At 36.6% G+C, this 13443-nt stretch carries 6 protein-coding genes and 1 pseudogene; all 7 read right to left on the bottom strand.

All coding sequences use genetic code 11. From position 1 onward, the window contains the following. A partial coding sequence (locus tag CLV96_RS19105; RefSeq protein WP_134152086.1) for a helix-turn-helix domain-containing protein occupies nt 1-449 on the bottom strand: 449 nt, incomplete at its 3' end. A 144-nt stretch (nt 450-593) separates the two neighbouring features. After that, nucleotides 594-1754, bottom strand: a pseudogene (locus CLV96_RS19100) (integrase core domain-containing protein). A 282-nt stretch (nt 1755-2036) separates the two neighbouring features. After that, nucleotides 2037-4370 (bottom strand): heavy metal translocating P-type ATPase, encoded by a 2334-nt coding sequence (locus tag CLV96_RS19095; RefSeq protein ID WP_040917522.1) that lies wholly within the window; start codon nt 4368-4370, stop codon nt 2037-2039. 75 nt (nt 4371-4445) lie between these two features. Then, nucleotides 4446-7136 carry a cation-translocating P-type ATPase gene (locus tag CLV96_RS19090; protein ID WP_004788207.1) on the bottom strand — a complete coding sequence of 897 codons (2691 nt, stop codon included), beginning with the start codon at nt 7134-7136 and terminating at the stop codon, nt 4446-4448. A gap of 3 nt (nt 7137-7139) precedes the next feature. Next, nucleotides 7140-10538: an efflux RND transporter permease subunit gene (locus CLV96_RS19085; protein ID WP_004787947.1), complete on the bottom strand. Its 3399-nt coding sequence runs from the start codon at nt 10536-10538 to the stop codon at nt 7140-7142. A 14-nt stretch (nt 10539-10552) separates the two neighbouring features. Further along, entirely contained in the window at nt 10553-11884 is a 1332-nt protein-coding gene (locus CLV96_RS19080; RefSeq protein ID WP_004788249.1) for a heavy metal-binding domain-containing protein, read from the bottom strand. A 739-nt stretch (nt 11885-12623) separates the two neighbouring features. After that, complete coding sequence (locus CLV96_RS19075; RefSeq protein ID WP_004787956.1) at nt 12624-12809, bottom strand: hypothetical protein; 186 nt, start codon at nt 12807-12809, stop codon at nt 12624-12626. Nucleotides 12810-13443: the final 634 nt, after the last annotated feature.

Raw genomic sequence — 13443 nt, 5'->3', positions numbered from 1 at the left:
ACACACCAAACATCATTAGGAGCAACAACATCAGAAAATGGAAAGAGAGATTGTGGAACTCTCGGTCGTTTCTTCTTTGGTTTGATAAGTCCTTTTTTCCTTAGGATATTACCAATTGTTGTTTCACTGGGAATGTGTTTTAGTCTGTGGAATCGTGCTTTTAATATGGGCCGAAGTTTCTTAGGTCCCCAAGATGGATGTTCTTCTCGTAAATCTACAATCAGTCGAACAATTTTTTCAGGAGTTTCATTGGATTGACTGATTCGTTTTCTGGATTTATCTTTGAGTCCATCGATTCCTTCCGACTCGTAGTTCTTTAAATACTTATATCCAGTTTTTCTTGAGATGTTGAAGTCTCTACAAAGATCAGCAAAACACCATTTGCCACTTTTAACAGCTGCTATAAACTTGATTCTTTCTTCTATCACTTTGGTTTCCTTCCAAGGCATCGGATTGTCCTCCGATACTCATTTTAGGTGTTACCTATGTGAGTTGTCTCTTTTGTTACCTATCTGACCTATCCATACCTGTTGTGACTGTACTCGTACATCCTTTACAGTTTTGTCTTAATACATACTTTACAAAAAGGTGCATCAAAATCCTGATTCAGACGTTAATGAGGATGGCATTGGGTTTTTAAATTGAAACAATTTTCCGGTGTATAAGTCGATTACTCCAAGACTGACTCCATAAAAATGAATCTTCACATGTCTATAAGAGATCTCTTCCAGACCAACTTCCTCTAATGCAAGAGCGGAAGATAAAAAGATCCGATGTCCTTCAAAATGTAGATTTCCAATATCATTCACTTCACCAATCATGATGTTTGTTGGATAAGAACCTTTAACGATCCTTTTGGGAAACTTTCGTTTGGACTTCTGATAATGCTTCGCTGGAAATGAATTCTGGATTCCTTCATGGGGTCTCAGATAGTTGAACTCCTTTTGAAACTCCCGAAATGCTTTCTGTTGGGCATCTAAACTCGATCTTGGTGGCAACGCAGTTTCTTCTTTTAACGTTTTATGCATTCGTTCATGCCTACCATTCTGCTGTGGTTTCCCGGGCTCGATTCGCTCCAATTTAATTCCAAGTTTGATCTACCAAACAGAAAGTTTACTGAGTCCAGCAAGTGCATTGGATGCAAACGGAGTTCCATTGTCCGTTCGGATGGCAAGAGGCATTCCATATTGAGTAAATAACTTCGTAAATTCATTGATTACATTGGCTGTATCCGCCTTAACAACAATCTCACAACAAAGTAAAAAACGACTATATGCATCAGTTACGGTTAACGGAGTCCATCTTTCTCCATTCCCAACAGTGAAATGACCCTTAAAATCCGCGCACCAAATATCATTGGGACCAAGTGCATGAGAAAACGGTTGTTCGATACTTTCCCTTCGGATCCTTCGTTTTGGGGCTTTGATTAGGTTGTGATTTTTAAGAATGCGACCGACAGTGCTTGGATGAGGCCACTTCTTTATCATATGAAGTCTAGCGGATAAAGAAGCCAAAAGTTTCCTTGCTCCCCATCTCGGATGTTCTTTCCTTTCCTGTAAGATTAGTTCTATGATCTTCTTTCGGGTTTGGTGTGGGTGCCGTTTGGGTTTTCTACTTTTGTCTTTTAAACCATCAAGACCATATAGCTCATACTGTTCTAAGTATTTATAGCCAGTGACCCGACTAATATTGAATTCATGGCAAAGGTCTGTGAGAGACCAGCCTCCACGTTTCCACGCGACAACAAATTTCATTCTCTCTTAAAACACGTTTGTCACCTTCCAAGCCATGACACACCCCTGGTGTGTACATCGTGTTCTGGATCGAAGAATTAAAATCTAGTGTGTAAAGGATGTATTGAGATCAATTTGTAAGGGAAGAAGCAAGTAATTGATGAGATCCCAATTTTTTCTAAGTTATGTGAGTCAAGGAGAATCTGAATTAAAGCATTATGTAAATGTTCCGAAAACGTATGCAGGTTGCCCTTGATCAGCATCCTATTGATAAAAAATCCATTTGAAAGATAGTTTAAGAACCTACACATTCATAACTTTTAATCTTAATGCGTTACCTATTACAGATATCGAACTTAAACTCATGGCAAGTGCGGCAATCATTGGATTTAACAACATTTCAAAGAACGGATATAATAATCCTGCTGCTATAGGTATTCCGATAACATTATAAGCAAATGCAAAAAAAATGTTCTGCTTTATATTCAGAAACGTTGCTCGACTCAATTTAATTGCACGAGCTATACCAGAAAGGTCTCCTTTTATCAAGGTAATTCCAGCACTTTCCATTGCGATATCGGTTCCATTTCCCATTGCAATTCCGACGTCAGCTAATGCTAGAGCAGGAGCATCATTAATACCATCACCAGCCATCGCAATTTTCCTCCCTTTTTTCTTTTCTTCGTCGATAAATTTTTTTTTATCTTCAGGTAGCACCCCTGCATGAATTCTTGTTATCCCAAGAGTTTTGGAAACGTGCTGGGCAGTCTTTAGATTATCTCCCGTCAGCATTACTATCTCTATTCCGAGAGATTGCAGTTCCGTGATTGCTGCTGGAGTATTAGGTTTTATTTTATCACGAATTACAAATATTCCAATGGGCACTTGTTCTTTTGAAAGGAAAACAACAGTTGAACCGTCTTCGCGAATCTCATTCACTTTATCTGCAAATTCTTTAGAGAGATTTTCTGTAAAAATATCTTCTGATCCGACAAAATACATACTGTCACCTATCTTTCCTTTTGCAGCCTTACCTGCCATTGCAGAAAAATCTGTGACCTTGGTTAATTCTAATTTATCTAATTTTGCTTTCTGGACTATCGCAAGAGCTAAAGGATGTTCGCTGTTCGACTCTATACTTGCGGCAATAGCGAGTAACTCATTCTCTTTTCTTCCATTTAATGGGATTATCTCTGTTAAAACGGGTTTCCCTTCAGTTAAGGTTCCAGTTTTATCCACAAATAAAGTATTTATTTTATGCAATATTTCAAGTTGTGCAGCATCCTTAAATAAGACACCTTCGGATGCTCCACGGCCAGCCGAAACCATAATAGAAATTGGTGTTGCAAGACCTAATGCACAAGGGCATGCGATAATTAAAACAGCGACAGCATTCACGAATCCGTAGGAAAGTTTTGGTTCGGGCCCTAAAAGATACCAACCGATAAATGTAGAAATTGAAATCAATAAAACTAAAGGAACAAACCATGCAGATGTTATATCAGCAAGTTTTTGAATTGGAGCACGAGACCTTTGTGCATCATTCACCATTTTAATAATTCTCGACAAAACGGTATCTTCACCTACTTTTTCTGCCTGTAAAATGAAACTGCCTTCCCCGTTGACTGTTCCTCCAATCACTTTATCCCCTGCTACTTTGGAAATTGCTAGAGGTTCTCCGCTTATCATTGATTCATCAACATCACTTGATCCTTCTAAAATTAAACCATCTACCGGGATTTTTTCCCCAGGTTTTACTCGAATTTGATCACCAGTAAGTAAAGATTTCAATGCCACAACTTCGTCGCCTGATTCCGTTATTTTCGTAGCAGTTGGCGGTGTAAGGGCAAGTAACGAACGAATTGCAGCACCTGTTTGCGTGCGTGCCTTTAATTCCAAAACTTGACCGAGTAACACTAATGTAGTGATTACAGCAGCAGCTTCAAAATATAAGAATGTCATACCCCCATGTCCTTGGAATGCAACTGGCAGTAATCCCGGAAATAAGAGAGCAATCAAACTATAGAAGAAAGCAGACAAAGTTCCGATGGCGATTAATGTAAACATATTGGCACTTTGATTTATAATCGAAAGATAAGCGCGAACAAGAAACGGCCAACCTCCCCAAAAAACGACGGGAATACTAAAAAGCATTTGCATCCAATTCACATTGTTGGCTCCAAGAAAATTGGAAAGATTTAAGAATGAAATGAGATCGCTCATTGCGCTTAAAAAAATAGGAACCGTAAAAATTGAACTTACTATGAATCTTAACTTCATAGATTTGTATTCTGAATCATCAGCCTTTTCACCGCTAGTAATAACTGGCTCTAAGGTCATGCCACATTTCGGGCAGCTTCCTGGAACACTTTGAATTATTTCAGGATGCATCGGGCAGGTATATTGGACTGGATGATTTTTTTTCTCTTGTGTAGAAATACTATGCAAGGTTTGGTCATGAAATGGAGGGATATCTTTTACAGCTAATTCCTTAAATATATAACTTGTAGGACTTTCTAAAAATTTGGTCATACATTTTTCACTGCAAAAGAAATATTTCTTTTTTTCAAAAACCTGTTTGAAATTTGAAGTTTCTGATTCTATGTCCATGCCACAAACGATGTCTTTAACTTTCATATTCTACCTTCTTAGATGATTGTCGAAATTGGTTGATTTCATGTGAATGATCAACCGAGAGTTCCCCTTCTGACTTCAAGAAAATACTTTATTATCGCTTTTGATTTTCGAAATGGCAACCTTATACATTTCCAGTATGAAGATTGGAACAATAGAGACACCTAAAAGCATAAAGCAATCTACCCAATCCAGAATAGAGGTTTTGAGAATACTCCGGAAAAATTCACTATGATGACCAAAAATCTGTACACTTGCTGTTATTAGAATCAATATTAGTAATTTCATATTGCCAAATAAATTAGTTCTCCAAATTGGTTTCTCACTTCTAATGGAAAGAGAACGAAATAATTCTATAAAAACGAGTACTGCAAAAGCATGAGTTCTTGCAATTTCTTCCGATTCATATTCCAATCCATACAAGTATACTCCCAAAGTAGTTAAAGAAGTTAATACTCCTGTTAGGCACATATTAGTTATAAAATCTTTATTGATGAGATTCTCTGTGCTTGATTTGGGTTGTGCTTCCATCACGTCCGTATCTATCGGATCTGATGCAAGAAATAATGCTGGAAGTCCATCAGTTACGAGGTTGATCCAAAGTAAATGCACTGGTAAAAGGGGAATTGGAAGACCGATTAATATGCAGAATAGCATTACTAATAATTCAGCTATATTTCCAGATAATAAATATTGCAATGTCTTTCTAATATTATTATAGATTCCCCTCCCTTCCTCAATTGCATTTACTATCGTAGCAAAATTATCGTCATTTAAAATTAAATCAGAAGCTTGTTTTGTTACTTCTGTACCATTCTTTCCCATCGCAATCCCTATATTGGCTGCCTTAATCGCTGGTGCATCATTAACACCATCACCAGTCATTGCTACGATGACGTTTTGAGACTTCCAAGCCTTTACAATTCGGCTCTTATGTTTTGCGGATACTCGGGCATAGACACATATTTCTCGAACTGATTTTTCTAAAGCCTTTTCATCCATTGTGTCTAATTCAGAAGGAGTCAGAACCTGTTTTTTATCAGATGCAATATTTAAATCTTTCGCGATTGCAAATGCAGTATCAGGATGATCGCCGGTAATCATGACTACTTTTATTCCAGCTCGATTGCATTTACGGATTGCTTCCTTTACCTCTGCTCTCGGTGGATCAATCATTCCGGTCAATCCAAGAAAGACCAAATCATCTTCCGGTAGAGTATCTTGATTACCATTAGTTACTGAATCTATTGCTTTATAAGCAAACCCTAATAGACGCAAAGATTGATTTGCAAATTCTTTGGATTGCGATTCGATTTTGGACCTGATTTCCGAAGTAAGTGGAAAAATTCCCTGGTCTGTTTGGATATCTTTACACCTCTTAAGTATTATATCAGGTGCCCCTTTTACAAATGAGTGATTTACTTGATTCGAATTTATACAGATTACGGACTGCATTTTTCTATCTGAATCAAATGGGATTTCAGAAACTCTTTCCCATTCTTTGTTACAAGCTTCAAAATTGAATCCAAGTTTTGTTGCCAATGTCAGAAGAGCTGTTTCCGTTGGATCACCAATACTGATCCATTCTCCGTTTTCATTAGAAAGATGCGAATTATTGCAAAGTATCATGCAAGAACCAAGAATTTCAGGAATTCGATCTTTCGATTTAATCTGACCTTCTAAATCGGTAATTTCTCCTTCCGGATTATATCCGCTTCCAGTGATCTGAAAAACTTCACTGTTCGTAAATATAGATTTAACAGTCATTTGTCCAACAGTAAGAGTCCCAGTTTTATCAGTACATATTACGCTTGCCGAGCCTAAAGTTTCAACTGAGGACAATTTCCTTACTAGAGCATTTTTTTTTGACATTCTCACGACACCTAGAGATAAAGCCACTGTAATGATTGCAGGCAAACCTTCTGGGATAGCAGCAACGGCTAAACTAACTGAAGTAAGAATAAGAGTAATTAACGGAATCTGCCTAAGAACTCCAATAATAAATAATAAGAAAACAACACCGAGACAAAACAGTAAAAGGAATTTACCGAACTCCTTAATTTTCAATTGTAATGGAGTTTCCTCTTCAATATTTTCATCTAACATCTGTGCAATGTTTCCGATTTCAGACTTCATTCCCGTTGCAACGACGATTGCCCTAGCTGTTCCTGTAACAATAGTTGTTCCTAGATGAAGCATATTTTTTCTTTCACCTATCGATAAACCAGTGCCAGATAACGAATGATTGTTTTTAGAAACAGCAACAGATTCTCCAGTCAATGGAGCTTCGTTGGTTTTCAATTCTGAACTTGAGATTATCCTTGCATCAGCAGGTATGATGTCACCTGACTCAAGCTCTATAATATCACCGGGGACAACTTCTAGATTAGGAATAGATTTAATATCTCCATCTCTTAAAACTTTAGCATGAGGTGTAGTCATTTTTTTCAATGCTTCCATAGATTTTTCAGCATTGTATTCTTGATAGAAACCAAGAATTCCATTTAAAACTACAATTGAGATAATAACAATACTATCAATATATTCGCCGAGAAATCCAGAGAGAAAAGCAGATCCAATTAAAATCCAAATAATTAAACTTGTGAATTGTGAAATAAATATTTGAAATCCAGAAACCTTCTTTCCTTCTTTAAGCGTATTTTTGCCAAACTCTTTTTGTCTTTCAATGACTTCATCTCTAGTCAGCCCTTGCAAAGTGCAACGCAATTCAACTAAAATAGATTCAACTGTATTTGCGTACCATTCCATACTTTAATTTGTCACTCCGCTTCTTTTCCATTTCCATTCTTCGACCGCGCAAAATAAACATGGAACAATGAATAGTGTTACTATGCTGATCAACATTCCACCGACCGATGGTATTGCCATTGGTTGCATGATATCAGATCCCCTTCCATTTGACCAAAAAATAGGGGCAAGTCCAAAAATTGTAGTAGCTGCGGTCATTAGACAGGGACGAATTCTTTTCAACCCTCCCTGCAAAACTGCTTCTCGAATTTCATCTATATTATTGAATTTTGCATTTTTAAATATGCTTTCGAGGTAAGTAGAGATGACAACTCCATCATCATCCACTACACCAAAGAGAACTAGAAATCCGACCCAAACTGCAACAGATAAATTTACATGCCATAAGGAAAGCATTATGAATCCACCAGATGCGGATACAAGGACTCCAAAATAAATAATGAAGGCGATCCACTTTCTTTCAAAACCCATATATAACATCAAAAACATAAGAAATAAACAAACAGGAATTACGATTTTCATTCGAGCTGTTGCTCGTCTTTGATTCTCAAACTGACCAGACCATTCCCAATAATAACCGGCAGGTATGATTAAGTGACCAGCACGCAACGCACCTTGAAGAGCCTTTTCGGCATCTTCTACAACACCAATTTCATCTCTGTCTCGAGTATTCAAAGTCACATAACCGGTAAGCAATCCCTTCTCACCTTTGATTTCTTGCGGACCTAAAACACTTTTTATGGTTACCAATTGAGATAAAGGTATTTGCGTAGATTTATTAATAGTAGGAACGAATATTTTTTCAAGTTCCGGAATATCATTTCTGAACTCTCTCAAGTAGCGAATTTGGACAGGATATCTTTCTCTTTCTTCTACTGTTTCAGTGACGTTCATACCACCGATTGCAATTTCGATAGCATCCTGAACATCTTTAATATTAATACCATACCTAGCAATCTTTACTCTATCAATATTAAATTCCAAATAAGGTTTCCCTACGATTCTATCAGCAATCACATCTACAGTCCCAGGCACTGACTTCAGAATGTCTTCCATCTGCAATCCGATCTTTTCGATTTCTTTCAAATCCTTACCGTAAATTTTCACACCCATCATTGCTCGAAATCCCGTCTGTAGCATGACAATCCGAGCTTGAATTGGTTGTAGAAATGTAGGAATTACACCTGGGATGGAAGAACGTTCTTGGATATCTTTTAGGATTTCATTTTTAGTAATTTGTCTTTCCTCCGGAAAAAGAAAAACAAGCGGTGCTTTCAAAAATTTTGGTAATCCCGAAAACCACCTCTGCACTGGAATTTTCCTCCACTCTGATTCAGGTTTCAAATTGATTATAGTTTCAACCATGCTAATTGGAGCGGGGTCGAGAGCTGATCCAGATCGACCAATCTTCCCTACAACAGAGTGAACTTCAGGAACAGCTCCAATCGCTAAATCTTGTTTACTATTTATTGATACTGCTTCAGAGAGTCCAGCTTGCGGCAGTAAGGTGGGCATATACAGAATAGAGCCTTCATCAAGGGGAGGCATAAATTCATTGCCTGTCCTGGACCAAATAGAGATTCCTGTTACCAAAATCAAAATCGGTAAAATCATAAAAACAATTTTATGCCCAAGAACCCAGCGAAGTGAAATGGAATAGTATTTTCCAATAAATTTTGCGACTCCATTTTCTTCCATAGGAAGAAACTTTTCCTGCAACATTCTGCTAACGAGTAATCCGATAATGCAACCGATAGTAATAGCGATTGGCCATCCTGAATATTTGCCGATATCTAATTGCGTTAAAGCTAATTTTGAAATAAAAATTGAAAGAAAGCCAATTCCAGCAGCTATCAATCTAGAAATTTCCTTTGAGAATTTTGAAGGTTTAAATAGATGCAAACAAATCGTGGGGACAACCGTAATTGCTAATATTACCGATGCACTTATGGCAAAGGTTTTTGTAAATGCAAGTGGACGAAATAATTTACCTTCTTGATCTGTTAGAAAAAAAACAGGGATAAAGGAAAATATTGTATTTGAGACTGCTGTTATAATTGCTCCTGCAACTTCAGTTGTACCTTCATATACTTTTTGAAAATGAGATTTTTGATTATCTCCATTTGCTATATGTCGGTATATATTTTCTGTCATTATAATGCCCATATCACCCACGTCACCTATTGCGATGGCTAGACCTGCAAGCGACATGATATTGGAATCAATTTTAAAAAAATACATGAGTATAAAGCACAATGCAAAGGCTAAAGGAAATGTAACGAGAACAGATATTGTACTTCTTACATGCATTAGAAAAACTAAAATTACAATACTACAAAGAATTGATTCTTCCAAAAGTGCATCTTTTAAAGTATCTAAAGTTTCCTTTACAATAATTGTCCTGTCATAGAATGGAACGATCTTTACCTGGGACACTTTCCCATTCGCTAGAGTTTTTTTAGGAAGGCTTACTGAAATCAAATTGATTCTCTTTTTGACTTCATCAACTACTTCTTGTGGATTGGCTCCATATCGCATAAGAACAATGCCACCAACTGCTTCAACTCCCCCTTTATCAAGTGAACCCCTTCTAAAATCAGGACCTATTGTTACTGTTGCAACATTTCGAACAAAGACAGGAGTGCCTTCTTCTTCCTTTACTACTATATTTTCAATATCTTCAATTGACTTAATAAACCCAACACCACGAATGAAATATTCCATTCCAGCTTTTTCAATCACCTTCGCACTCACATCGAGATTAGAACGCATTACAGATTCATATAAATCTATATGAGAAACTTTGTAAGCTCGGAGCTTATCTGGATTAACATTGATCTGGTATTGTTTTACAAACCCTCCAACTGTTGCGACTTCAGAGACACCTTCAACAGAATTTAATTGATAACGGATGAACCAGTCTTGAACTGAACGTAACTCCGCCAGATCAAAACCTTCTGCTTCTACTGTGTACCAATATACCTGTCCCAGAGCAGTTGCATCTGGACCAAGAACTGGAATCACTCCGACAGGTAATCTTTGTTGAGCTACATTGAGTCTTTCTAATACACGAGACCTAGCCCAATAGTAATCCACTTCATCCTTAAAAATGACAAAAAGCATGGAGAATCCAAGTCCCGACATGGAACGAATTGTTTTTACTCCAGGAGTTCCACTAAGGCTAATAGAAAGCGGATATGTCACTTGATTATCAATATCTTGTGGCGAACGACCCGGCCAATCTGCAAATACAATCACCTGTTTCTCACCAATATCTGGTATTGCATCCACAGGAGTATTGATCATTGCATAATAACCTGCACCTACGATCGCAATACCAAAAAGAGAAACTAAAAATCCGTTTTTAAGACACCATTCGATGAGTTTATTTAATAGATTCATTTTCTTTAAATACCTTAATGCGAATGTTTTATATCTTGTTTTTTGCCGGTTTCATTCATAACACTTGGAAGACCTTTGATTTGGAACTGACTATCCAAAAGAAAAGTACCCCTTACTACTACCTTTTCATTTTCTTCCAGACCACCTAAGATGGGATAATAATCTCCAGCTTTTGCTCCTAGAATTATTTCTCGCGATTCATATACTCCTGCAGATTTTTCAACGTAAATGATTTTACGAATTCCCGTATCAAGTACAGCCGACGCAGGAATTACTAGTACATATTTACTAGCATTCCTATCATCCAAATCAATCTTAGGAATTTGCACTAGAGTCATTCCGCAAATAGGACATTGACCTCGGGTATCACGAATGATTTCGGGATGTTGGGGGCATGTATATTTACCTTCCACACCAGAAGGAGCCGCTTTTCCATTTGATAAAACAGGTACGCTAATGTTTGCACTTACATACATACCGGGTTTCAATCTTCTATTTTTATTGGAAATATTCACGATCACTTTAATCGTTCTGGATTCTTCTGAAACCGCAGGTTTAATGAGCCAAATTCTTCCTTTGAATTTTTCTCCTGGAAAACTCTCGGCGGTAATTGAGACAGATTGCCCATAACGTATAAATGGATATTCTGATTCATAGATATCAATTTCTGCCCAAACAGACTCTAAGTTTGATAACTTAAAAAGTGTATCGCCGGGTTTTACAGCTGCCTTTTCCAAAGCCATTTTTTCGATAACGGTTCCAGAAACGGGAGAATAGATTTTTACACCTTCCTGAATCTTCTTTGTTTTAATTAAATTTTCAATTTGTAAATCAGTGATTCCTAATCTGAGAAGTCTCTGCTTCGCAGAAGAGGCAAGATCAGGCATGGACTCCATGTCCTGAGATAATAATAATTCATTTTGCGCAAGAATCAAATCCGGGCTGTATATTTCGAGAATATGATCTCCCTTTTTTACTTCTACGCCTGTAAAATTTGCAAAGATTTTGTTGATATACCCATCAATTCTGCTCGTGATAGTTGTATAAGTTTCTTCATTGATTTGAATTTTCCCAAATGATTTCAGCTGAGAAGTGAGCTGTATTCTCTTTGCAGGAACTGCTTCCACTTCTGCCATTCTAATTTCTCTTTCGCTTAATGTAAGTTGGTTTGATATTTCTAAGTCTGTATCCCTAACGGCTTCGGTTGGTAATTGTCTCGTTTTAGTTTCATGGCTAGCATGTTCATTGATCACTGGTTTTTGTTCTGTTTTGTTGCATAGGACAAAAATCGAAAATAAAATCGCTACAAAAATTGTCTTTAATATATCACAAAAAAATAATTTCATTGCCTATCCTATCCTATCCTAAAGATCACTATAAATATTTTACTTTTGTTCCAGAATTTCCCAAGCTAAAATCCAGCCAATATACCAGGCCTATCCTTCTTGACTGCACTTGATTAGTCTACTCCATGAGTTGACTAATCATATGTTAACTCTTAAAAGCCTGCAATTGACCGTTTAAATCAAGTGAAATATTTTTACATTTGTTTCAGACCCAATCAATCTGCCAACTTCCAGATCTTTGAAGAAATTTCAAAATTGTTTATACCACTTACCTTTCACTACCATGGCATCTTTTTTTGCAAAACCGATGATCGTTCTAGATTTTAATCTTTAAGAACCATGTTCAAGAAGAACAAAATCTGAATTGAATTATTTTTTGTTATGCGCAACCTCAAAAAATAAAATTAGATTCGTTCTAAATATAGTTTGGAGATAACAATAAATTACCGACTTGGGAAATTCGCTTTTTGTAGCTGAATATACACTTGATTCCAAATCATAATCTTTGGATATTAAAAACGATTTAAAGAATTTGAAAAACAAGATCCTACCTTTACAACTGCAATCAATTTGATTTCCATATAAGACATCGGGTATTCCTCAGCAAAACATTGAGAGTATGACCGAACCAATTAGTCCGTTTTTTCCCATATGACGTTGCCATACACTGAATGAATGGAACCATTTTCCATTTATATTATTTTCTCGGAACCTTCCTTTATTAGGTCGCTAGATAAGGTCATTGCCAAAATTTTCCGAATGTCTTCATTGCAACAGTTCTATTCTCGTCAACACGAAAGATAATGTCTTTATTTGAATTCTTAGATTTAATCGCAAGTATAACGGCACCGGCAATCAGTTCCAAAACACCACCCAAACTCATTTTCCATCTAACAACTAATGTATAAAGCAAGTCAAAAATCATACATAGCTAAATCCATAAAAATAAGAAATTGATTTATGATACATAAGGCAGGCCGTTCTTTACTTTAATTTCGAAATTAGACCTACAAGGAAATAAATCAGGAGCGATCTGTTTTAACTGATTCGAGTTTGTCGTAATTATTATCCTGTTTGTCTGATATCTACTGCAAATTTTGGCTTTTCTAATTTTCTTGCTCCATAGACAAACATATTTCCTTTAAACTTCATATAGAATTTCAATCAAACATTAGCTTTTCATATTAGGAGACCACGCCCAATTCTCTTATAAAAAATCTGTTAGACCTTTATTAATGTCTACAAAGGGATGGTGTAACTGTTTAACATAGCCAAATGATTCTGATCTAGATACATCTAATTTGGCAAACGAAACCCAATTCAAGCTGTTATTCTCGCTGGAGCAGGCTCTTAAGCTTTTAGAATAGAATTTCTATATCCTTATGCGAATGTTTCTTTGATTTGTTTGTTTTTACTCGGATGAGTATACTGTGCCTTAACTCTTAACGCCTCTTTTTTTGCAAGAAAGGTTAGCGTTTCTCTGTTATTAGGAATACTTAAATTCGAGTAATTTCTAAAAAATTGATCTAGTACTGCTTATCTAACGAATTATGCATCCT

It is taken from the genome of Leptospira meyeri, from assembly GCF_004368965.1.
Lineage (GTDB): Bacteria > Spirochaetota > Leptospiria > Leptospirales > Leptospiraceae > Leptospira_A > Leptospira_A meyeri.
This window is presented reverse-complemented; position numbering and strand designations above follow the sequence as displayed.